This window comes from Treponema sp. OMZ 803 (assembly GCF_024181165.1).
GTDB lineage: Bacteria > Spirochaetota > Spirochaetia > Treponematales > Treponemataceae > Treponema.
The window spans coordinates 1,360,273-1,383,473 of record NZ_CP051195.1; the positions used below are offsets into that span (position 1 = coordinate 1,360,273).

The 23,201-nt window shown below is 35.6% G+C and carries 29 protein-coding genes; 17 read left to right on the plus strand and 12 right to left on the minus strand.

The features are described from left to right. Positions 1-54: 54 nt before the first annotated feature. Positions 55-1,080, plus strand: coding sequence for a hypothetical protein (locus tag ABH09_RS06240; RefSeq protein WP_253715664.1), 1,026 nt, complete (start codon positions 55-57; stop codon positions 1,078-1,080). A gap of 89 nt (positions 1,081-1,169) precedes the next feature. Here the strand turns inward: ABH09_RS06240 and ABH09_RS06245 are convergent, their stop codons facing one another. After that, positions 1,170-2,138: a formylglycine-generating enzyme family protein gene (locus tag ABH09_RS06245; protein WP_253715665.1), complete on the minus strand. Its 969-nt coding sequence runs from the start codon at positions 2,136-2,138 to the stop codon at positions 1,170-1,172. A 690-nt stretch (positions 2,139-2,828) separates the two neighbouring features. Here ABH09_RS06245 and ABH09_RS06250 point away from each other — a divergent pair. Genes ABH09_RS06250 through ABH09_RS06265 form a run of 4 tightly spaced genes read left to right on the plus strand, consistent with a single transcriptional unit; the run spans position 2,829 to position 5,137 of the window. Next, positions 2,829-3,482, plus strand: coding sequence for a TetR/AcrR family transcriptional regulator (locus ABH09_RS06250; protein WP_253715666.1), 654 nt, complete (start codon positions 2,829-2,831; stop codon positions 3,480-3,482). 5 nt (positions 3,483-3,487) lie between these two features. Continuing rightward, a complete protein-coding gene (locus tag ABH09_RS06255; protein WP_162663491.1) occupies positions 3,488-4,231 on the plus strand; it encodes an ATP-binding cassette domain-containing protein in 744 nt (247 codons plus the stop codon). Continuing rightward, complete coding sequence (locus tag ABH09_RS06260; protein WP_253715667.1) at positions 4,215-4,925, plus strand: ABC transporter permease; 711 nt, start codon at positions 4,215-4,217, stop codon at positions 4,923-4,925. The genes ABH09_RS06255 and ABH09_RS06260 overlap by 17 nt, the downstream gene beginning before the upstream one ends. Further along, the gene (locus ABH09_RS06265) at positions 4,925-5,137 is read left to right on the plus strand and encodes an LPXTG cell wall anchor domain-containing protein (protein WP_162663493.1); all 213 of its coding nucleotides are present in this window, start codon (positions 4,925-4,927) and stop codon (positions 5,135-5,137) included. Before ABH09_RS06260 ends, ABH09_RS06265 begins: the two co-directional genes overlap by 1 nt. A 304-nt stretch (positions 5,138-5,441) precedes the next feature. Here ABH09_RS06265 and ABH09_RS06270 read toward each other — a convergent pair whose 3' ends face one another. From ABH09_RS06270 to ABH09_RS06290, 5 genes are all read right to left on the minus strand, one after another. Next, entirely contained in the window at positions 5,442-6,533 is a 1,092-nt protein-coding gene (locus ABH09_RS06270) for a DUF6892 domain-containing protein (protein ID WP_253715668.1), read from the minus strand. A gap of 1 nt (position 6,534) precedes the next feature. Continuing rightward, positions 6,535-6,936, minus strand: a complete 402-nt coding sequence (locus ABH09_RS06275; protein ID WP_253715669.1) for a hypothetical protein — start codon at positions 6,934-6,936, stop codon at positions 6,535-6,537. Between the two features lie 70 nt (positions 6,937-7,006). Further along, a complete protein-coding gene (locus ABH09_RS06280) occupies positions 7,007-7,990 on the minus strand; it encodes a DUF6630 family protein (protein ID WP_371922132.1) in 984 nt (327 codons plus the stop codon). A gap of 67 nt (positions 7,991-8,057) precedes the next feature. Then, the gene (locus ABH09_RS06285; protein ID WP_253715672.1) at positions 8,058-9,032 is read right to left on the minus strand and encodes a hypothetical protein; all 975 of its coding nucleotides are present in this window, start codon (positions 9,030-9,032) and stop codon (positions 8,058-8,060) included. Positions 9,033-9,073: 41 nt separating this feature from the next. Further along, a complete protein-coding gene (locus tag ABH09_RS06290) occupies positions 9,074-9,808 on the minus strand; it encodes a hypothetical protein (RefSeq protein ID WP_253715674.1) in 735 nt (244 codons plus the stop codon). A 548-nt stretch (positions 9,809-10,356) separates the two neighbouring features. On the opposite strand from ABH09_RS06290, the gene ABH09_RS06295 reads away from it, so the two are divergent. The 12 genes from ABH09_RS06295 (at position 10,357) to ABH09_RS06350 (ending at position 18,702) form a co-directional block, all read left to right on the plus strand. After that, positions 10,357-10,929, plus strand: a complete 573-nt coding sequence (locus ABH09_RS06295) for a hypothetical protein (RefSeq protein WP_230978122.1) — start codon at positions 10,357-10,359, stop codon at positions 10,927-10,929. Between the two features lie 97 nt (positions 10,930-11,026). Further along, positions 11,027-11,485, plus strand: a complete 459-nt coding sequence (locus ABH09_RS06300; protein ID WP_253715676.1) for a hypothetical protein — start codon at positions 11,027-11,029, stop codon at positions 11,483-11,485. 25 nt (positions 11,486-11,510) lie between these two features. Next, positions 11,511-12,089 carry a hypothetical protein gene (locus ABH09_RS06305; RefSeq protein ID WP_253715677.1) on the plus strand — a complete coding sequence of 193 codons (579 nt, stop codon included), beginning with the start codon at positions 11,511-11,513 and terminating at the stop codon, positions 12,087-12,089. A gap of 83 nt (positions 12,090-12,172) precedes the next feature. Next, positions 12,173-12,904, plus strand: coding sequence for a leucine-rich repeat domain-containing protein (locus tag ABH09_RS06310; RefSeq protein WP_253715679.1), 732 nt, complete (start codon positions 12,173-12,175; stop codon positions 12,902-12,904). Positions 12,905-12,917: 13 nt separating this feature from the next. Continuing rightward, positions 12,918-13,301, plus strand: coding sequence for a hypothetical protein (locus ABH09_RS06315; protein WP_371922133.1), 384 nt, complete (start codon positions 12,918-12,920; stop codon positions 13,299-13,301). Between the two features lie 19 nt (positions 13,302-13,320). Then, positions 13,321-13,515: a hypothetical protein gene (locus ABH09_RS06320; protein WP_253715682.1), complete on the plus strand. Its 195-nt coding sequence runs from the start codon at positions 13,321-13,323 to the stop codon at positions 13,513-13,515. 31 nt (positions 13,516-13,546) lie between these two features. Further along, complete coding sequence (locus ABH09_RS06325; RefSeq protein ID WP_253715683.1) at positions 13,547-14,398, plus strand: DUF2262 domain-containing protein; 852 nt, start codon at positions 13,547-13,549, stop codon at positions 14,396-14,398. Between the two features lie 19 nt (positions 14,399-14,417). Further along, positions 14,418-14,825, plus strand: a complete 408-nt coding sequence (locus ABH09_RS06330) for a hypothetical protein (protein ID WP_253715685.1) — start codon at positions 14,418-14,420, stop codon at positions 14,823-14,825. A gap of 92 nt (positions 14,826-14,917) precedes the next feature. After that, entirely contained in the window at positions 14,918-15,982 is a 1,065-nt protein-coding gene (locus tag ABH09_RS06335; RefSeq protein WP_253715686.1) for an ankyrin repeat domain-containing protein, read from the plus strand. Between the two features lie 182 nt (positions 15,983-16,164). Further along, entirely contained in the window at positions 16,165-17,292 is a 1,128-nt protein-coding gene (locus tag ABH09_RS06340; protein ID WP_253715687.1) for a hypothetical protein, read from the plus strand. A gap of 67 nt (positions 17,293-17,359) precedes the next feature. Further along, on the plus strand, positions 17,360-18,166 hold the full coding sequence (locus ABH09_RS06345) for a hypothetical protein (RefSeq protein ID WP_253715689.1): 807 nt from the start codon (positions 17,360-17,362) through the stop codon (positions 18,164-18,166). Positions 18,167-18,177: 11 nt separating this feature from the next. After that, positions 18,178-18,702 carry a hypothetical protein gene (locus ABH09_RS06350; RefSeq protein ID WP_253715691.1) on the plus strand — a complete coding sequence of 175 codons (525 nt, stop codon included), beginning with the start codon at positions 18,178-18,180 and terminating at the stop codon, positions 18,700-18,702. A gap of 37 nt (positions 18,703-18,739) precedes the next feature. On the opposite strand, the gene ABH09_RS06355 is transcribed toward ABH09_RS06350, so the two are convergent. The 6 genes from ABH09_RS06355 to ABH09_RS06380 all read right to left on the minus strand — a co-directional run bounded on the left by ABH09_RS06355 (position 18,740) and on the right by ABH09_RS06380 (position 23,166). Continuing rightward, positions 18,740-19,723: a hypothetical protein gene (locus ABH09_RS06355; RefSeq protein WP_371922150.1), complete on the minus strand. Its 984-nt coding sequence runs from the start codon at positions 19,721-19,723 to the stop codon at positions 18,740-18,742. Positions 19,724-19,773: 50 nt separating this feature from the next. Further along, complete coding sequence (locus ABH09_RS06360) at positions 19,774-20,541, minus strand: YwqG family protein (protein WP_253715694.1); 768 nt, start codon at positions 20,539-20,541, stop codon at positions 19,774-19,776. A gap of 11 nt (positions 20,542-20,552) precedes the next feature. Next, positions 20,553-21,344 (minus strand): HEAT repeat domain-containing protein, encoded by a 792-nt coding sequence (locus tag ABH09_RS06365; RefSeq protein ID WP_162663512.1) that lies wholly within the window; start codon positions 21,342-21,344, stop codon positions 20,553-20,555. A gap of 156 nt (positions 21,345-21,500) precedes the next feature. Next, entirely contained in the window at positions 21,501-21,803 is a 303-nt protein-coding gene (locus tag ABH09_RS06370) for a tetratricopeptide repeat protein (RefSeq protein WP_253715695.1), read from the minus strand. Positions 21,804-21,986: 183 nt separating this feature from the next. After that, positions 21,987-22,721, minus strand: a complete 735-nt coding sequence (locus ABH09_RS06375; protein ID WP_253715697.1) for a hypothetical protein — start codon at positions 22,719-22,721, stop codon at positions 21,987-21,989. Positions 22,722-22,725: 4 nt separating this feature from the next. Continuing rightward, on the minus strand, positions 22,726-23,166 hold the full coding sequence (locus ABH09_RS06380) for an Imm12 family immunity protein (protein ID WP_253715698.1): 441 nt from the start codon (positions 23,164-23,166) through the stop codon (positions 22,726-22,728). Positions 23,167-23,201: the final 35 nt, after the last annotated feature.

The window sequence follows — 23,201 nt, forward strand, 5'->3', positions numbered from 1 at the left end:
GAATATAAAATGCATAGACAGATATCTCTATAATATAGATGAGGAGATGATAGATTGGGGAGATTAATTTTTATTTTACTGCTTTCCGTTTCAGGACTTGTTTTTTTAGCGATTATCTTCGGAATGTATATTTATATGAAACGAACTGTTTCCGGTGGAAAATCATTGATGGAAGAAGCAGTAAACGAACAGACCGATACTACAAAAATGTCGCTCAGTGAGTTTTTAGTATATGCATCTTCGATACTTGGGGCGGTATTATTTGCCTTACAGGTGATAAAAAAGGGAGGCTCAGGATTTTCTAATTTGGCAACATATATTATTTTGCCTCCGGTTATGGCTCTTTTTAATGCACGAAAGCGTACCGGAAGAAGTGTTTTTGTGTTTGTGGCTGTCGCAATATTTTCACTTTATATGTTTTTGGTATATATCATAATCAGCGTTCCGGTGAAGGCTCCGGTTTTTACGATTAACAACACAAAGATTAAGATGGCATATACAACTGTTGCCGATATAGTTGCGGACGGATTCGACATATATGTAAAACAGGATAATCATTCCGGTAGAGATTATGAAAAACTACTTTCTTGCGGTGCTTTTAAAAAATATCCCGTTGATCGGAGTATTCTCGTTGAAAAAGGATTCCGGCGAAATAATACTGCTATACCTTATGCTCATTATCTTCTTGTAAAAGACGGCTTTGTGATTGGGAGCATCGGTCTTTACGGTCATAAAAAAAAGGATACGGTATTAGAAGACTGTAAAATCATTCATTTAAAACTTGACGAATACTGTATCTCCGATGCAAGAGAAAATTCAATTCGTTATTGTCTTGATGATGTTGAGCTGCTCGTTCCATTGCAGCGAGAAACATTGCAAAAAACATTCGATAAAAAACTATGGTTAGTACCGCCGAAAAATACGAAAGACATAACCCAGCTGCACTACGGCATTAAATGGTCAACCGGAAGCGATCATCTCTTTTGGAATGAATACTTTGCTTATATTCATTTTAATGAAAGTAATGATATGACCGGCTTTGAGATTTCAACCGAAATAGCACGTGATTGGAATGAATGAGAGAGCTCAGTCGTTATAATCCCCCCTACACAAAGCCGCGCCGTATTTTTTTTATTGCGGTATGATAAGCGATTCGAAAGATACAAAAATTACAACCTGCATGCCAAGCATAATCCGAGACTACCTGCATGAAAATCGGGAGTATAAAAGAGCCTGACCGGCAGCGCTGCGTTATATATATCGGTATCTATACCGCCGCCCCGAAACACGCGGCAGGAATCGTGGATATCGTCAATGTCAACGATATCTGCTTCTACAAGCGAGTCAGGCAAAAAATCTTTAAAGCGGCTCCAACACCATTCCCACACGTTGCCGCTCATATCGTAGAGCCCGTATCCGTTCGGTTTCAGTTTTTTTACTTCATGGGTTCGGTTTTCACTATTCCCATCATGCCACATATATCGATCGACTTCTTCTTCATTATCCGTGCCCGCCCATTGGCTTTCTGCACCGCCTTTTGCTGCCCATTCCCATTCGGCCTCCGACGGCAACCGGAATCCATTTTTGCTTATATCTACGGTTACGGCATCCCATGCCTTTACTGCCGTCTCCTTTTCGGACATATATTTTTCCGAAGGAATTTTATCGAATGGAAGTGAGGCAAAGTCTATCGGTTTTCCTTTCACTGTTACCGTATAACAGGGTTCAAGGCCGAGCTTCAAACTGAGCTTGTTGCAAAAGGCAATAGCCTGATACCAGTTTATCATTTCTACCGGCCGCCTTTTTTGTTCTTCGCCGCCGACAGGTTTCGTTTCTTCGTCATTACCGTTAAAACCACTCGGGTTATTGCCCATCACCGCCTGCCACAACTCCTGCGTTACCTCCGTTTCGCCGATCCGGTAGGCCGGTAAGCTGACCGTATGTACAGGGTTTACGTCGTATTCTCCGTATCCGAGGGTACCGTCCGTTACGGCAGGAATGGTGATCATCGTAAACGATACGCCGCTTACCGTATACGTCTTACCGGCAAGCGGTATGTCTGCTTTTTCGGCATTTACACCGGTACTGCCGACCGTCATTACAATAAGTGCCGCTCCTAAAAATAATGTTTTATTCAATTTTCTTTCCTCCAAATATATTTATATTTCGGTCTTATAATACTGCTTTACCACAGTCTCCTTTCCCAAAATTACCTTCAACATTTTGTAGAATATTCTACATTTTTATTGTATCACTCCAAACTTCATAGAGCAATTAAAATAGAGTGATTAAAATAGAGCAATTTTGATAACGCACATTGTCTTAAGATGATAACATGTTAAGATAATGTGCGTTTTTATATCCGTTAGAGCAGTTAGCAAGGGCGTTTTTACCAAAGATACATGGTCTTTTTTATTTTTCATGAAAAGTAACTTTATGCAAGGAAGGGAATCTGTTTGTAAAATTGAAAACTGATGGCATAGTTGAATCGCTTCAATCTCTACAAGGGTTGTTTTTGATGATTTGATGATTCTCTGTTGTTAGACTGTTATAGAGTCGGTTTGGAACTTTTTAAGTTTCTGAAATGCTCTATTTTTTTGAACAAAATATTGAGTTTCAGCATTACAAATTAAAAATAGGATACATCATATCATCCTACTAAGTTATCTATCATTGTAGTTACAACAATGATAGATAACATCTATGAGCCAAGTATAATGCAAGAGACTGTGAGAGAATAATTTATAAAAGCTCTTGACAAAATAACAGATAAAAGATATTTTAAAAAAAACCGAACGGTCGGAATTTAATAAGAAGGTGTATCAGCTATGGCGAAAGAATATAATGCAAAGGCTACCATTGAGGCTATTTTATCCGTATCAGCGAAGCTGTTTTTACAAAAGGGATTCGATAAGACCAGCATGATGGATATTGCAACAGCTGCCGGAATATCCAAGGGGGCTATTTATCATCATTTTAAATCGAAGGATGAAATTATCAAATCTGTTATGGAGAAGCAGGAACAAAGTGTAAAGGGTATAATAGAAAACTTTATGGAAGAGACCCGGTTTTTGAGTGGAAAAGAACAGTTGCAACTTATTTTGGAGAAAAATATCGAGAATCAGGAAGCACATTATTTAGATGATGCAATGAGTGTACGCATGAAAAGTGCAGAGTTTGTCCTATCCTACATGCAATCTTGTGTCAATAAGGATTCTAACTTTGTTTCAAAAATTATTAAGAAAGGAATACAAGATGGCTCTATCGTTACAGATTTTCCGGATGAATGTGCGGAAGTTTTTATGCTATTGCTCAATGTGTGGTGTGATCCGGCTGTTTTTGATTGTGATGGTGAGAAGTTATCCTCGAGACTCGGATTTTTACAATATATGATGAAGTCGATAGGCATCGATGTATTCAGTGATGAACTTATTGAAAAATCGTTGGAGCTATTGCAAAAATTATATCCAAAGGAGGATTAAGACCGATGAATCATCATTTCATTATAGAAACAAATAACCTTACAAAAACTTTTGGCGGTAAGGAAGTAATTAAAGGTTGTAATATGCATGTAGAAAAAGGTACGATTTATGGTTTTTTAGGTGCGAACGGAGCGGGGAAAACAACGGTATTCAAACTTCTCTCAGGACTTCTTACACCGACTATGGGAAAATTACAAATGTTTGGAATAGATAATCTTTCAACACCGAGTGATATGTTATCACAGATTGGTACTTTGATAGAAACTCCCATTTTTTATGAACATTTGTCGGCAGCAGAAAATTTGCGTATGCATCTTGCCTACATGGGCAAGGAAGGTGGGAATGTAGAGGATGTCTTGTCAAAAGTCGGATTAAAGGATATTGGTGTTCAGCCGGTATCTACTTTTTCCTTGGGGATGCGTCAGCGTTTAGCGATTGCAAGAGCAATTATCCATAAACCACAACTATTGATTCTGGATGAGCCGATTAACGGACTGGATCCTATGGGAATTAAGGAAATGAGGGACTTATTTTTGTACCTTGCAAAAACAGAGGGTATGACATTACTGATTTCCAGTCATATTTTGACAGAAATAGAGCATATTGCGGATACAATAGGGGTCATTGTCAACGGAACGATAGTGAGAGAGGTCTCGATGGATAAGGTGAAGGTAGAGTATCCATCAGGTCTGGAAGAGTATTTTATGGATATTATGATAGGGAGAAAAGAAAATGAAAACGCTGATTAGATTGGAATTAAAAAAGAATAACATCAACACTTATATCTTAGCGGATATTATCATAGCGATTACGATGATTGGTTTCCTTTTTCTTTTTGCATATGCCCCTTTGATAGAGCCGAATGATAAAGACATGGCAATTTTTGCAGGATATGATAATCTTATTTCTCTATTTTGTGTTTTTAACATGGCAGTATTTTGTGTGATGTCTGCAGTGATGTATTGCAGGTTTGTTATTGAAGATTATTCGGGTAAGCGACCTATTTTACTTTTTTCCTATCCGGTCAGTCGAAAAAAGGTTGTGTTATCCAAACTTTTGATTGTGTGTGGATTTACGATTATATCAATGGTTATCTGTAACTTTATTGTTTTTTTGATATTCGGTATCACTGAAAATTTCATTCATCTTGTAGGAAACAACTTTACAGTTTCTATTATCTTGAACATTGTTGAAAATACCATATTGATGTCAGCGATAACTGCAACTATCGGAGTGATAGCAGTAGGAATCGGATTTATCAAAAAATCAGTGCCGACAACTATTATTTCTGCAGTTCTCCTTGCTTCGTTAATGTGTAATATTGTGGTAAATACAAACCCTAATCGAGCAGCGATGTATGTGTTAGCAGCGGCAATGGTAATGATTGGTATCTTGTGTTCGATATTTTTGATGAAAAAAATAAATAAGATGGAGGTTTTATAATGGAACAAAAAATAGAAGGAACAGTGGACAATTTTCTTGATAGAATGGCATCAGAATTATATTTGGGAAGTGTATGGTTTGGATTGTTGCTAATCCTTGTTGGAGCAGTGTTGTTATTCAAAAAAAGAAATTCAAACAATAACAAATTTGTTTGTTATGCTTGTATGGTAATAGGATTTCTCGCTATTGTAAGTGGACTGATGCAGATGTAATCCACTGAAAAAGGGGTCCTTGAATGCGTATCGGCTCTACATGAGACCAGACTATTTACGCTACAAGACAGGATAAAAGTATGTATATCAAAAATCGAAATTCCTATGCTTACAGTACGAGAAAATACTGAGAGAAGATGAATAGGGTAGTATAAGATGTTGAGAATACGAACAATAGGGTCTTCCAAATCAACCATGCGGTTTATAATCTATCTTCTATTTTATATTATAGCTTTAACACTGCGATAAGTTCTTCTCCATCCAATATCAAAATGAAGCATACTATATCCTTTATGACTTAAATTTATTCTGCAATATTAATTCCTTTCTTGATAAGTTTTTTCTTTGCTTTTTCGGAAATATAAATAGCGGTACCGTCAATAAGTTTTAAGTTTGGAAACTGTGCCAACTCTTCATCGGAAATAGACTTAATATCAAATAAATTATCCTCACCGTCCCATTGCGGAATAAGCTGCATATTAATTTCATTTCCGCCATCAAGAAACAGCTGTGTTACCTTTGAAGCCAATTCAGCAGGAATTTCCAATTGCTGAAACCAGCTTTTTACTTCAGGTATCATTTTATCGTAGTAATCATCGGGATCTATTTCTTTTTTTGCATAATCATTGCAAAAATCATATACATCAAATTTCGGTTTAAGCAGTTCTTGTTTGTACATCAGCTCTTGGATAACAGCAAGTTTAAAATTGAAGTTTGTAAATGTCAGTACTTCACCTTTTACCTTTGGCAGCGCCCATTTACCGCTCGACACCCTCGGCGGTTTATACCAAAAACTTATATCCCGTATAGGTTCAGGTTCGGCACATACCAAATCGACTATCTCATCGGTTTTTGATTTTCTTAAACGCTCCTGAAAAGATATTGCGCCCAGAACCGAGTTTAATTTGCTCGACAATGAGCAATTTATTTTCCAGTTTCCCACTTTCATTTCTAAAAATATATAAGCATCTCTCAATGTTTTTTGAGGTATAGCTTCCAAAATAGTTTTACCGTTTATCGTAAAAATGCCGGGAAACACCTGCTTGGGATTTACATCGAAAAACGAAAATTTTACTTTTTTCTCCCATTCCTTATCTTCACATATTCTTATGTCTAGTTCACTGATACATCCTTTGGAAACAAAACTTTTTACTCCCATATTATCCCAGATATATATTTCCTCTAAATCATCTTTACTTACTGTTCCATCAGGCGGCTTACGCAATACTTTTCTATATTCACCGAATTTCTCCGCAAGAATATCTATTGATAGGTTTTCAATAAACTCATCATTAATATACAAACCGTTTTTAGTTAAATTGATATGAAGTTTCTGTTGCGGCATAGCCGGCTGTTTATTCTGTTTATTTGATTCCAAGTTTTTTATAATACTCATTTTATAACTCCTTACCATATAATATTTCTTTAATAGCTCTTATGTCAATTTTATGCCATGTTTTATTAACATACATAAGCGCATCCCATAATTGGATCTTTACTTTACTGTTATCACTATATCGTATTACTATTCTTAAATGCGGTGTAGTCATTTTAAACATCTTTCCATCATTACGCTCATCATCATATTTTGCAGTATTTAAAATATCCGTTATTGCCTTTATATCATCATGCTTAATTGTTCGTAAGGCTGTATCCGTATTATCGGAAAACTGCATTGACACAATACCGTCAGGGTTTATGATGCATTGTTTTGAAATAGTCATAAAGCTGTCCTTTCCATCAGCAGATAGTGCAAAAGTAATGAATATAAACATAGAAAATGCAATTACTTGGTTCATTCTTTCCTTTATTCGTGCGGAGGGTTTAATACCCGCCGTCCTCGGCAACGCTCTGCGTCGGGGTTGTTGATTACAGCATGTTCACAATTTCAATCGTATTTTCAGATTGAAGCAGGATGAACAGTTGTTTATAAGCACTTATAATTTTTTCTCTATTTTCTTTATCTGACAAACCTAAAATATAGCAATCGCTATTTGTATCGATAAGATATAATACCTTGTCACTCATCGAAGCAAGTCTACGGAAAACTTCCGGCGGTTCAAATTCCGTATCTTTATCCAAGTGAAGCATATTCGCTTTTATCTTTTTTGCTAATAGATTGTAACCGTATACAATATCTCCCACATCCGCCTTCCAATCGAACATTACCAAATAGTTCAAATCTATAAAATCGTTTATCAAAGAGACACAAATATCTTCTTGCTCCAATGCTGTATGGTATATTTTCTTGGCTTTTTGCAGAGATATGCCGAGTAATTTGCAAAGCGATAAAAAAGTTTGTTCCGTATCGGCAGGTAAGCTTTTGTTCCGGCAAGCAAGTTTTTCTTTTTCCTCAAAAATACGTCTGTCTTCTTCTTCAAGTATTTTTATTTGCAGTTGTCCGTATTGTGTTAAAGCCGTTTTTATATTCTCAATGATTTTTTTATCAAAAACAGGGGTGTTCTTTCCTATAAAATTGAACCACTCTTGTCCATTCTTGCCTGTGATGTCATAATCATAAGAAACAATTTCACAACGCTCTCCGATTCTCACAACGGCAAAGATTTCATCTTCACAATAATCAACCATACAGATACTTTCGGGTATAAATGCTCTATGGCCGCCATTTTCGTAAAAGCGATTGGTGTATTTTGAGCTTTTGAGTGAAATACAATCATAAATATTTTGTGCTTTAATTTGTGTCTCCATCATTTCTTGAGCCTGATTCGAAAACTTTGCGTTGTTTTCCAATATCTGCCGAAAGAGTTGTATATCAAATGCCGACCCGCCTATGAGTTTTTCGTCTTTGTAGTATACCCACGATACAGTTCGGCCGATATTTTTTCCATTCATATTCCATTCCTTTTTTTTATTCGTGCGGAGGGTTTAATACCCCGACGCTTACGTCGGGGTTGTTGATTTATGAATTCACATTGCATAATGCTATTTCTTTTAGTCCTCTATCGTAAAACGAGGTAAGGCATATTTCGCCTGAGATGTTTTCGAGCCTGTGTTTGGACATTCCTCTTGGAAAGGTAATATCGGAATATTCACATGTGTTGAGTGAAAAAACTTTTTGCTTGCCTTTCCAATCATCGGTTTTAAAAAGAGGAGTCATTATCACATATTGAGAATCCGTAAAGCATCCGTTGATGCCGCCTTTTTTACCGTCTTTTTTTAAGTCATCTGATTCGATAAGTTTTTTGATTACTTTCCCATCTTCGGAAATACTTGCAAGGGCATAATAATTCATTCCCCACTTATTAACCGATGTTTGGCTGTCACCCGGAATAAAGGCATAGATTTCTTTACCCGATATTTTAATGCTGTCTATTTTAGGTGCCTCGCCGCATCTGTTATCTTGATGTATAAATGCTTTTTTATCTATTGTGGAAAAACATTTCCATTCGGCAGTTTTTGCTACCTCATCAAATTCCAAAAGAGCAAAATATCTTGCGTCCCCGCAATAAACTTCATTTTCAAAGCAAACGGGAATCGTTTGGCTGTCAGATATATTTTGAAAATATCTCTGTTCGGCTTTTTCCGGTACAATATTATACCTTAATAATGATTTATTTTTTATCGGAATTATTTCCGGAGAGGAATGAATGCTGGAGTAATACCGCACTTCTTTTGCCGAAATGATGAGTCCGAAACTTGCACCATATCGAAAAAGCACAGGATAATCTCTGCCTGATGTTTCCGCATATTCAATCGGAATCTTTTTTATGCCATCGACAGAAAGCACAAGGAGGTAAAATTTACCCCAATCGCTCTTCTCGCCCGTAGTCAGAATTATAGCAGTTCCATCCGGCAACAAAACAGAGCTATGCACAAACGAAAGCTCACTATCCAATTCCCATTTTTTCAATAAACTTAATTTTAGGTTATTCATATTTTTATCTCCTTATTTGCTTCAATTAAGCAATAATCGTTTTATATTTTATGAAAAGCTCTCTCAGCGGCGTAATGCAGTTTTTTCGACAGGTTCTCGAATTCCAAAGACCAAATCGATTCATCGTATTTCCATTCAAACGGTGTTTTGTAATTTTCCCAAATTGTACAAGCCTGCTTATTTACTTCTTCAATGAGCTCCGTAATCTTCAAAGCATCGCCCGCCTCGCTCATCATCAAATGCCAGTTGTCCAAATCGGCAGGGTCTTCGGTATGGATGGATTTCTCTCGCGGAAGATAATACACAAAATCGCTTGTATCAAAAGGGAACAGGGTATGACACAGCGCTATTTCGTAGATGTCTTGTGCAAGAACGGTAAGCAGCTGCTCGTCGGAATAACCGAAGGTGGAAATATATAAAAAGCCGCGCAAAATGCCTGCTAAATTTCTACAAACGGGAGCAAAAGCATAGTTAGAAACCTTAGTTGTTATGGCTCCGTTTCGTATAAAACTTATGGCACTGTCGATCTCTTTTCTTCTTAGATTTATATACTTTATCTTTTTAAACCGCCAAGAGTACATCAGTTCCAAAGAATTGTCGATGACGTGCAAATGCTTGTCTCTTTTTTCCTCCGCCGTGCCGTTTAGCTCGGCAATCATCGTAACAGCCTGTCTCCAAAACGGGATTAATGTTTTTACCCATTCGAAATACTGCAAAAAGAGGTCATTGGGTTTTTCTTTTTCAAAAGCAGTTCTTATTTCTGTAAGTTTTATCATGGTTTTTATCTCATTGTTCCTTTGATGGTTCAAGCCCGAATCCTAAGTATACTTAATCCTTTCAGCCGAGCTTCTTCATCAACTAATCCTCTTCCTTTCATATTCTATTGTATCATTTTTCCTTATCGTTTTTAAGAGGGGCGATGAAAATCTGACAGTAGAAAAGACACCTTAAAAAGGATACAATAGTGTCAAATATGTAATGAAATGAGAATTGTGCGTGGAATATAGTTATGGAAATGTTGATTATCGATATTTAAGGAATGACTTATCAATTGATAAGCCGGAACGTTCTGCCAGTGCATTATTTTCACAAAAGAGATACAACAAAGAAATACGGAAGAGGAACGATATGAAGTATATGGATTCGGATAATATGCATACAAGATTGGAGACTTACTGATCGTTCAGAGAGATGAGAGGAGGAGCTGAAAATGTATCTATGAACTTATACGTGCAAAAACGAACCGACGCCGTAGGGCGATTATGGTGAGCTTTTAAAAGATGCATTGTAAATAGTCGGAGTAATTGGAGGTTGCGAAGGATATATGAGCGTAGTAATGAATTTTTGGATAGCCATACCGGTAGATGATTTCTTTTGGTATAGCAATGACATAATGAAAAAATACGGCGTATCCGCTTATGTGGAAGTAATTGACAATAAGTCCGGAAATCGGAACGTGTATACTTATCGGGAAGACAGTCCTAATGTATTTACCGAATATTTCTTTGAACAAAGTTATCATTCTTTTTATTTTTCATGTTATCCGTTTGATGATGAAAAAAGTTCTATTCCGTTTGGCGCCTTTTATACACCTGAAATAGCTCCTTTTACAATCGAAGGCAACGGCGGATATGAAACGGAGCGTACACGAGAACAAATATATTTAAGACAAATTGATAAGCGGCCTGATAAAAACATCAAAAAATTTTATTCGGCTTTACAGCAGAAATTAAAAACTCTGCCGGGTATACAAAACGGCTATGTAATGGGAAAATACGAATATAAAAACCGCTATTTTTTGCCGTCATCAAAGATAATTATTCCCAATAATCCGCATAATAAAAACATAAAAGGAACGTGGGAGGACTATTATCTTAATTATCAGTATAATAAATGAAACAGAAACGACGGATGATATTGTGAAATGGTTACAAGGAATTTTCAAATAAATCAGCATTGAATGACATATACTATCAGTGAAAGGGAGATAACAAATGCTAAAGATCGGAGAAAATCATACGTTTGAAGATGACTGGAGTGGAAGACAGAGCTGTCTGATGTATTTAAAAGAAGATGGATCTGCATCATGGTCAGTGGATGTCGGATTTGCTAAAGGTAATTTTAGGGGCGAAACAATAGCACCTTCTATTTGCATAAATTGGATAGGTACAAACAAAAACTCAGCAGCAGAATTAATTGGAGAATCCTTTTCTGTAATGACAATAGAAGAAAGCGATGACAGAGAAGATTCATTTTACATTTATGAACACGAACCGATGGTTTCATACAAATTAAAAATTCTTGAAATAAGGAATAGCAAGGCTCATATCCAATGCAGCGGAATATTAATAGTGGATGGATATACTGAACCCTATGAACAGGAAAAATTTGAAATCGACAGTTGGATACCTGTTATTGAATCGGTTAAGGACTGGGAAAAATTCGGATTATAGGAAAAGTTAGGCGAGCGGAGGAACTATGAACGAGATTGAGAAATATAGAATATTGAGTGCAGGAAAAGCCTTTGGTCACCGTGCCCAAATTGCTTTGTTGTTGCTTGATAGCCGCACAGCCTATGAAGAACTTAAAGAGGAAGCGGCACAAACTTCAGTTGCCGGAAGTTATGGTTGTACCGGAGGTTTTCCATCCGAAATACTTGAAAGAATAATAACAGAATTGATATGCCGCGATACCCGCAACACCTGGTATTTGCCTGACAATGTAAAATTTTGGGACAGGCGTTTCGGCAGTCTGTTTGAGACCAAGTTTTTTTGCTATGATGATGATGTAGAAACGTGGAGTAAGATACTTTACAAATTCTTTGTAAAACTCAAGTGGATGCCGAAAAGAGAAGATTATACTTCAACAAAAAGCTATAATAACGTTTGGGGATATTTTGCAGAACTTTTAGCGGTTGTGAAACAAAATAATCATCCCGAATTTGATAAGTATTATGAAATTGCAATCAAAAACGGAATGAATGCAGTGATTTTGGAAAGAAAGTTAAAAGAACTGTCTGAAATAAAACAGTCCTTTATCGAGTTTAAAACAATTTGAACTAAAAAACGAATTTGATGAATGATGGATTAGTCGCATTTATAGTAGTGAACTGACTGTTATGTGAATATGGGAGAATAATTATGAATTACTATAATTGGAATGCAAAATGGGCAGGAAACTCTATTACAGAGTTAAAAGATTATACAGGAGAAGAAATTTTAAAGTTATATTGCTACGGATTATCTGAAGAAAAATATCCTTTAAAAAAAGACAGAGATAACATTTTAAAAAGCTGGATAGATTATTTTAACAATACAAAAACAAACATTAAAAAGCTTTTAGTAACAGGTATTGTAAATCAGAAGTTATTGGAAGCGATATGTAATCAAACGTCACTTGAAGAACTCGTTATATTTCAGGGCAATTTCTCGGACATACAGTGTATTACAAAATTAAAAAACTTAAAGACTCTTTCAATATATGCTTCATCAAGAGTAAAAAGTTTGTATTCCATAGGCGAAATACAAAATTTAGAAGTGCTTATATTATCTAACTTCACCGGCATAACGGATTATTCGCCGTTGGGCAAATTAAAAAATCTTAAACAACTGGGAATTCATAGTTCTATGGGAAATATAATTAAAGTAGATTCTTTTGATTTTTTAAAAAGTTTGAAGAATATTAAAAATCTTCATACAACGGGATTTAGGCTATTGAATGGAGATTATTCGCCTGTTTTAGAACTTGAAAAATTAGAATTCCTATCTGTTAATATGCCTGCTTATGATTACAAAATATGGAATGATAGGTTTGCAGAAAAGTTTAAAGATATTCCACAAAATGACCATGTTCGTCAGTTTGTATTTATATAATTTTAAAACCGAGATGATAATGATTACTGAATGGATAGAAAGAATAAAGCGAAAACATAATTGTAAAGCACATTTTGGAAATGATAGTTTTCAAATGAAAGACTGTATCGTAGCTCCAGTCCACCTGATTCCGGAGAAGATTTATGATAATCAAGAGTTTGACTTCTATGTCAAAACAAAATATGATGTTTACCTGCTCCGTATTATAAATAATGAATCTAAGTGCGGTATTATTTATCCGGCAAAACTGAGTGGTATTATATATATCGTAAGCAATTTACCTATTAGTAAAAACAATATAACCGAATCTATTCAAAAAACATTAAATCGATTAGAGGAATATGGCTTTCCAAATTTAAAGAACTCAAAATACAAAATTGCATTTCAAATGGAGTAATAAATTGAGCACTTACACAATGAAAGAAAAAACTTTGGTTACTCTTAAAGATGAAATATCTTTTGAATATCCGTTTTCTGATGATATGCCTATGATTTACTTAGGCGAAATAGCTAATATGCCGGAACATGGAATTTTTATAGGTCAATCCGGAAAATGTTATTTTGGATATCATATTTCAAATTTTAGAGAATTAAGCGAAGAAGAAGTATAAAAATATTAAGACAGATTGATTGGAGGACTTAATGGAATTAATTGAATACATGCGGCTAAGAAATAAAATGACACAAAAAGAATGGGAAGACTCTTTTGAGAAAAAGGAACGAGAGACTATTGTTCTAAGACACGAAGGCGGCGGCGGAAGTTTGAGAAACGGTTTTTGGGACTGGGCTGCTTATTTCTTAGCTTATGTGGACTGTGAAACAGGTGAACTGCATAAAGAAGAAGGGCGTATAGTATTTCCTGTCACAGATAAAGAAAATTTGCCATATCAATTTGAAGACGAAACCATTTACAAATTAAAGGTGCGTGCAAAGCTTCCTGAGGAAGTTCCAAACGGTGTACTACCGACAAAAAAACATTTTTTAGTTGTGGAAGTTCTTGAAAAAAATGCGGCTTGTAAGGAATTGGAAGAAATACTTGCAGAGTATAGAAAACCTATAATTTTACAAGATGATATATTAGGTGAACTGATTTATGATAAACAAATTAAAAGTTTTCAAGGAAGTATTATTTGGCAGGATAGAAAAATAAATATTACATTAGATGTAGATAAGGATAATACGGGTGAAATAACAAAGGCTAAAAAAGCTCTGAAAACAATGGTGTCAGAGCAGGCAAAATGGGATGCAGACCTGCGTAGTTTTGCTGCAAAAAAGCTTACTAAACTCGCCTGCGAATGGGCAGAATCTGATGATGAAACTTCTGAAATTACAGAAGAAAGTTTTGCAAAAAGAATTAGCCTCAGTTCAATTTGGATGACATCAGGCGGTTCATTTTCTGCCTATTTTGATGATGACGACCTTTTCTTTGGGCATTGTATAACAGTATGCGGAAGCTTAAAGAAGGGGATTGTGTCAGCCGATATGGAAGGGTAAGAAAATATAAGGAGAAGTGATGGAATTTATCATAGCTGAGGAGGGTGTTCCTCAAAGTATCGGTTGTGAAGGGGCAACGTTTGCATATTATGGGAGTGAAATAGAATTTCACTATGAAACAGTGCCGCCGCATGGAGATGATATTTTTTCTGCAAAATTACCGCTGTTAGATATTAAACTTCCATTTTGGATATATGGAAGAAATCTTATATTTTTAGATGCGTATTATTTACTGGCGGAAACGGTAAAAAAAGGCACTTGGGATCCCATAACAAGCATGCTTATCAATATCCATACGGGAAAGTATGCAAGTTTGGAACACTGGTACAACAACATATCGGTTAAGGAAAAAGAAGTTGAATTAAAAAATGATTATGACGGAAAATCTATGGTTTTAAAAGATGTTAATGGCCTTAAGTGGGTTTAGAAATATAAAATATACAAGTGTCAAATACTTTTGATACCCACATAGTATAATGGAAACTTAATAATTTTGGATTATAACTAAGGAGAAGACTAATGGCAAAGAAAAGAATTACCTTACCTAAAAATTTTGATGAACTGATTACAGCAGGAGATGTTGAAGCACTTAAAGCCGTCTATGATAAATGTGAGCTTACCGCTCATGACGGCAGATACAGCTTAAATACGGCGCTTCATTATGGCGGTGTTCCTGATGAACTTGTGATCTGGCTCGTTGAACAGGGCTTAGATGTAAATACACTCGATTATTATGGGCGTACGCCATTATATAAACATGCCACTCTGGGCAGAGATACTGTAAAACTGCTGTATGAATTAGGAGGAGATATACAAAAACCTGATACATATGGAAGTACACCTCTGCATACGGCAGCAGGGTTTTTCCGACCTAAGATAGTAAGTTTTTTGATTGAAAAAGGTGCAGACATTAATGCAAAAGATGATATGGGACGAACTCCTTTAGCCGAAGCCCTTGCTACTTGTAGGAATATTAATATTGTCCAGGCGGCAGAAATTGCAGAAATGTTAATAAAGGCGGGCGCTGAGGTAGTACCTGAAATGGCGGAAAGAGTCGAAATAATCGGTAAGGATTTTGAATTTCACAGAGAAAACTTTAATAAAGATTATCTGGCTGAAACAGAAGCGGGACTTGAGAAACTCTATACACTATTTAATGTAAAGCCTGCTCCAAAACGTAAAATACATGACGGCGTTTCTCCTATTATTGTAAAGACGGGGTCTTGGAGGGAACAATACGATGAACTTTGGGAGATGCTGATTCCTTCAAGCGGAGCTGCAAAAACAGTACAGGGAGAAGTCATCCGTATAACAGGCAGGGTGCAGGATGAGCTATATAGAAATGGCGGAGTAAACTGGGATAAAGATTATAGAAATATGCTTAATACCCTGCCAAATCATTTTGCTTCAGGCACGTCGCTTTCTGAGGAAGAACTGAAAGAGACCAAAGAGCTTATTTCAAGCATACGTGCAAACGGTAGTGATGAAGATGCTATAACAGAGCGTTTGCGCAAACTTTCGGTTCTCTGGGTGCTTTCAAATCCGACACCTATTCCTTTAGGAAAAACAAATTATAATAGATGATTGAGAATATAAACTTATAAAAATAGTTCTTTGAGGCGGCAAAATGAGCGGAGAAATCTCACACAAATATTTTTTGTTCTCTTATAAATAAGCAATAGGAAAAGATGGAATAAGCCGTATTATCTTATTGAAAAACAAGAGAAAGAAAACAACTTTGATGCGAACATGAAAGGAGAATGTATATGCATATTTTTAAACCAATAGTCATTTTATTATGTATTGTATGCAGTGCAATCTTTTTAAATGCCTGTTCGCATATTAAAGAAGATAGTGAAATGATAATCAAATATTTGGATAATAGATTTGGTAAGGATGCATATACCATTAAGAAAGATAAATATTATCGCCGCTGGCTTGTGACATTAAATGAATATCCCGATCTCATCATTTTTTATACTGTTTCCCGTGATCCTCTTTCCATGACATCACCTTCTATAAAAACGAATTTTGATGAGATTTTCGGCGAGTATATCATTGAGGAATACAAAAAAAATTATGAACTTGGTAATGATGAGATTTTTTGGGAAATCCCTATAAATTTTATATACTATACGAAAGTACGTTCACTTGAAGAATTGAAAGTTCCTTATGATAGAGCGATGGAATTTATTGCATTCGTTTCTGAAAAACATCCGATGCTTATTGATGAGAGATTACTAAACATACGAATGGATATTGACGGCATCAGACTGAAAGGTGTTGCCGATAATGATAGCATGATATATCTTGATATATCTGAAGTAAAAAACGATGGACTTAGTATTGCGGCATACGAAGACATTTGTAAAGAATTAACTCCAAAGTTAAAAACGCATTCGGATAATCCGAATGGATTTACATTTCATGCAGATATTGGGAAGTCTTTTATTTTAGGCAGTGATACATTTGAAGATTGTTTCTTTAAAAACCTTATTGTAAAGCAAGGAACGATTGAAGAATTAAAAAACATCATTTTGCAACCGGGGGAAATAAGTAACGCTTATATTTTTAAAAGTGATAATCAATATGAGTTTACAAATATAACTTTACAAGCTAAAAACTTATCGGATGCACCATGTTCTTTACTTGAGGCAACGATTGTCAAAGCAATTATAGATGATGCAAAAGAAATATATATTGAACCGGTATGGATTGATCTTGTTTTTGATAAACGCAGAGAATGGAAAGAACCTTATGAAGTACTAGGAATTTCTCCTCCAAAAACAGAGCAAGAGAATATGGAAGGTGTGCAATATAAAAATATTAAGATTTTATTTGAAATGAATCAATATTACAAAGAAGTTAAAAGGATTACATTAACCTTTCTATAAGTAAGCAAAACTAAATAAGCAGCACTTGTTAAGGAATGTATTAGAATTATGAACGGAGAGATGAGAAATGGCAATAGACGGTGTAAAAATTATAGACAGTGACGATGGGTATGATATTTACAATACTATAGTAGAACGATATAAAGACGGTGAAAATATCGACACAATAATTGAAGATATTTTAAATGACGAAAATAATTTTTGTATAGATTCATTTTACACGGAAATTTACTGGACTGCATTTGCGTACTCGCTGTGGAAGGTGGGACATTTGCCTGAGAAGATAAAGAATAAGGCATTAAAAATAATTGCAAAAGGACCCGATGATTTCTGGCGTGAAATTGACGGGAAAGCTTTAAAGCAAAGGCAAAAGGAACTCGATAAACTGGCAGTACAGTTACAAAGCGAAAATCAGAAACCGATTAAGGTACCGAAGGCAAAAATTAAACGATGCCCGTATTTTAAAGTGGGAGAAGTGCTTGCAGTTAAATTTGAGAATGAGTACGGCGTCGTTTTTGTTTCAGATGTTGATCAAACTCCAAGAAAAATAGAATATCATTTAGCCTGCACGCGTTTGTTGCAAAAAGATAGGCCGAGTATGGATGATTTTTTGAATAGCGAAATTGCCTGTAAGAAACAAAACACGAAATATGCTCTGGATACGGATTGCTGGTTTAATCACAAAGATTTAGGACTTCTATTAGATAAACTTGAAAAGATAGGTGAAGTCGTTTTTGAAGATTATTTTTTAGGATTATTAGCGCCTGCGCATACGTTGGAAAATATATACGAAGAAATTACCGCCGACAAGAAGATTTGGCAACTTCGCTTTATAGAAACTTATCATTTGATAAAAGAAATTAACATAATATAGTGGACACATACATGATGAAAAAATTTGAATTTGTGGCAGGAACACCAAAAAGCGACATGATTATGGGATTATGCTTTCCGATAAGCTTTATGTTTCCTATATTACTAACCTACCTGCTGTTATTTTATTCTGGAATGATTACTTACAAAATTCATCCGCTATTTAAATTTTTAGTGTTTTTACCTGCATTTGTTATATCATATCTTATTATAAAAAAAATTCGTAAAAGTGTAGCAAAAAAATTTATTGTTTATATCGATAAGCTTAATATAAGAATTTTAGAAAATGAAAAAGAAATTATAGCCGGTAAAATCTCATTTTGTAAAATCAAATCGAATCATGATAAATTGCTAAAGGTTGATATAGGAATTGATAACCGGAAAATATCATTTATATCAAGACCGAAAGAATACAAAACAATTACAGGCGCTACATCCTTCAATTCTTTCGGGATAAGCGATATATCAGACATGAGCCGATTATTGACCTTGGGAAGAGAAGTACAATATCTTATTGAAAAACAAGGGGAAAATTAGATTTACCGACATAAATGAATAGCATGTTTATACCTCCCTAATTCATCCATTTTTTCATTATTTCAATGAAATCGGAAATCATTAAATTGAAATCATAATTCGGTGTTTTCTTTCTTTGTTTTTCTGCAATAGTTTTAAGTGCAATTAAAAAATACTCTGCCAGTTTTTCTTTTTGCTGACGATGTGTTAATAGGCTGAATTCTTTTTCAAAATGTATAACTACATTTATCTTGCCTGTATCTGCTCTAAATGCCCCGTATTGAAATCGGGGACGTAAGTAATATCCGTTTTCGGAAATTTCTTCTTTTGTGTATAATTTCTGTAATTCTTTTGCGGCTTCTTGACTTGATAATTTGCGTCCCGATTCATCGATGACATAGTTTGTTTTACAATGAGCGTTATCATAATAGCTGAAAGCACATTTCAATAAAATACAATTTACGGCTGTGCCGTATTTTTCGGGACGCATCTTTTTATTTAATTCATCCTGAAGTTTTTCTTTAATGCTTTCTATAACCGGTTTGGAATTTTCATAACAGTTGGATATTGCATGCACAATCCAAACAGGATTTTTAGGAATCCAATTACGTTGACTTTCAATTTTCATGTCTTCTATATTTTCGGTTACAGGGTAATCCCAACACATCGATTGCTTCTTGTCTTTGCGGTCGGGGGCAGGATAATAGGAAGTTCTGCCCTGCTCCATCGTAAAGCCCATTTTTCTTTTTGACCATATTGCCTCGACAAAACGGAGCTCTCCAAATCTGTTGCAAAAAAAAGTACGGGGGTTACCGTTAAAAAACACACCTCTTGACGCTTCCAAAGATTCATGGTTTCCCCAACCGATTACGGCAAGACATTCGCAAAGACGCACCGCCTTGTTCCACTCCGATACGCTTTTATAATCCGCATATTTTAAAAATTCCGCAAAAAGTTTTTCACGTATGTTTTCAATGGAGTTTTGAGAATGTAAAAAATCTTCCAGTTCCGATAAGTCGTTAATTGCATAAATTTCATTCATATCCGTTTTTCTTTCCATATAGTTTAACTATTGATTCCGAGTCCATTGGTTTAACAGCAATCCCAATACATCCACACCTTATTGAAGTTTCTGTTTTTTAAATCGTCTTTGTTGATAAAAAAATGAGCTGTGCCGGTATCGCCGAACATAATCTTATCATCGCTATCGATTTGCAAAAGCGAAACATCATTCTTATGTTCTTGCCCGTAATCGCGCGGATCGGTTTGTGTAAAATATGAATAACCTCCTATCTTGTGCCCCGTGCCGTAAAATAAATCATCAAATACTTCTTTTTGTGCAGGCACAAGCGTATCATAAAGCTCCCACGGGCTTTTTCCGTTGAACATACAGCTACACCGAAAATCTTCGGTACCGCCGTACTCTTCCGTTTCTTTAAACTGCAAACGGTGCTCGCACCATATCGGACACTCTTCGTACAAATCTTCGGTTAAGAACGGAAAATCAGTTTGAGGCGGCGAGTCCGTATGCTCGTGGAAAAGTACTTTTATTTCTTCGCAATCGCACCACTTATCTGCCGAAACGAAAAACTGCACAATACCATTTTCGGGATAATCGTCCAAATGAGGAATTTCCAAAAAATTTAATTGCGCCCATAAAACAAGCGGCTTGCCATCCTTGTCTTTCGGATAGTCCGTACCGACAGGCAAATAAGGGGTTCCCAAAAACTTGGAACTTTTTATATCCGTTGTTTCACCGTCGTTTAGGGCTGTCGCAAGAATTTCGACAGAACGCTGCCTGTATTTTTGTAAAGCGGTTTCGTATTCTTTCATAAAATCGGGAATTTGTTTCATGATCATATTCCTTATATTTAATCCTTACTTAGAAATCTGACAGCCGATTTGCGAGCCTTTTCTATTTTTACTGCATCTTCATTTTCAACAGCGATAGACGATATCCATTTTTTGCCGAATAAACTCTGTGCCGACTCTATCATTACGCCGCATGCAAAAAGGTCTTTTTCCGCAGCGATTGCCTGTCTAAAAACATCTTTTACATCAGGGAGTATTGTTTGACTATGCAGTCTATTACATGATAATTGCCATAGCCCCGAAGCTGACCATGCACGGCAAAGACTATCCTCGTCGTGAAGCATTCTGTCATTAAAAATACCAATCTCTTGCGCTGTCCCAACCCACCCGACAGCTATCAGCACTTTTCGCCTCAGAACACAGTCCTTCGTATTTAAATACGAAACAAGTATCGGTACAAGACAATTGCATGCAGCCGTATAAAAATCGCGATGTTTCGACCTTACAAGAATTTCGGCAATGAGATAGGCGGTGAACACCCGTATTTTTTCGGTTGAAGCTTTGTTTATAGCCGCAAAAAGAAAATCAATTCCCGCTAAATCGTGTTTATCGAAACTGTTATCCAAATGCAACGAATCATCTCGCTCCCAGTCTTTGCAAATCAATTCGTAATGATAAGCGAGCTGATTACTGCCGCCTAAATCGGCTATAAAACCGATACATTCGCTAAGAGGAAAACCGGTTCTTTGTAAGTCGGCATACTTTTTTTGCAAATCTTCTTTTGTAAGATTTTGACGGCGTAACCGTTCCGCTTCAAGTTCTTGTAAAATCTTTTCCGTTGAATTCGGCATTACTTTATTTCCTTTTTAAAATCATGAAAAAAGTATTTTTGCTCTTCCATAAGTTGTAGGAAGCCGATGCCAAGGTACATCTTCTATTTTTAAGTTATGAATATAAGAATTGTTTTTCATACAATATCCCTCCCTGTGTATTTATGGTAATTTTTTTTACAGCTTATATTTTTCAATCAGCTCCATCAGCACAGACGCGGTATCAATTTCTTCTGAAAGTAAATCGTCAAACTCTTCTTCAAGCTCATCTTGTTTATCACAAATCCATGATAAAAATTCTTTTGATTTTTCATAGTTTTGATGAATAAAATAATATTCACCTAAAATACATTTTGCAGATGTAACACTGGCAAGATCATCATCGAGTTCGATTACTTTATTCAAAGTTTCCAAGGCTTCGTCATACAATTTCTTATTTAGTTGCAGCATGCCCTTTTTTAGATATAATTCTCCGTTCATATTTTACCCTCTATAAAAACTTTTTGAAGCAAATATAAATTTGCGAAAAAAGTTTTTTCAAATGTGTGCCGGAAAGCACACATATATAATAATGCGATGTTTGCCTGAAAGGCAAACTCGAAGATAAACAGTGAGGCTGAATTTCTGCCGAACTGTTTATCGCACCTCCTTATATTTATTCTATCATCTTTCAACCGTTTTTGTAAGTGTTGTAATTATATCGTCCAGTGTTTCAGATACGGAATTAAAGCCGGCTTTTTTTGCAGCCTTAGGAGTTTTTTCCAATGAAAATGATACGGCTTCTTTTAAAGCTTCTGCATCTTTTAGTGAAATAAGATTTTCCTTCGTCACAGTATTCTCAAAAGAGTCTGTAATAACTTTATCATCATTCAAAAGTGAATAACAATTGCGAATCATTATGCCGATATGAGAAAGTGTTATATAATCACGTTTTTTCTGCATAAGCTCTATGATTACAGGCCAAACTTCGGAAGTTTTCTTTAAATACCAAAGCAGGCTTGCTGCAGCTTGCCGTACAGAGGCATCTTGATGCCCTAAAAATAATCCTCCGAGCTCACGAGCCTTTATTTTGAATTCTGTGTTTTCTTTTTTTGCGATAAAGTTTTGAGAATCTTTTACCAAATAAGCTAAATCAATATAACGTTCACAATATGTTTTAATCAAAAATAAATATTCCCATAACAGTTTCGGATCTTTTTCGGATTTTACTATTTTAAAAAGTTTTGTGTAATTTTTAGTTTCAGAAAACCAATCTCTTATCGGATAGGTATTCTTCGTACCTGTTTCCAAACAAGAGGCTTGTCTTAAAAACTTTATCCCTTTTGTTTTCATGCTAATATCGCTGCTTTGCGCTTGCAGCAATGCTTCATCTAATGCTTCTTTTGAATACTTTGCCATATTCTTAACTAATCCCTCTTAAACTTTTAAGAACAATTTCTTTAAACAGCTCGCCATCAAAATTATATCCGGCTGCTTTAAGCTTTTTTTCAATAATTCCGCCTAACTGTATCAACGAGTTTTCCATGAATAGAATAAACTTTCTATCCACTGGAAGAACAGGTTCTAACGACCAATAGTTTTTATCGATACAAAACTCTGTCGTATATTCTGTCTTTGCACGGAAATATCGGGTTGCAGTAATACCCGTTTTATCGCAATAAGAAGAAACATCTCCGCTGATATATACGTTGATTTTTATTCTATCTAGCCCTTCAAAAAATATTCTTTTAAAATGCTCTTTCAAGGAGTTTCTCATTTTTATTATCAATGAATGAACAATTTTCCCACCATCAACCTCAACCGTAATTTCACCGCCGATTACCGTACTCAAAATAACTTCCATATTGCTGTCTCCTCATATTTATTCTATCATCTTTT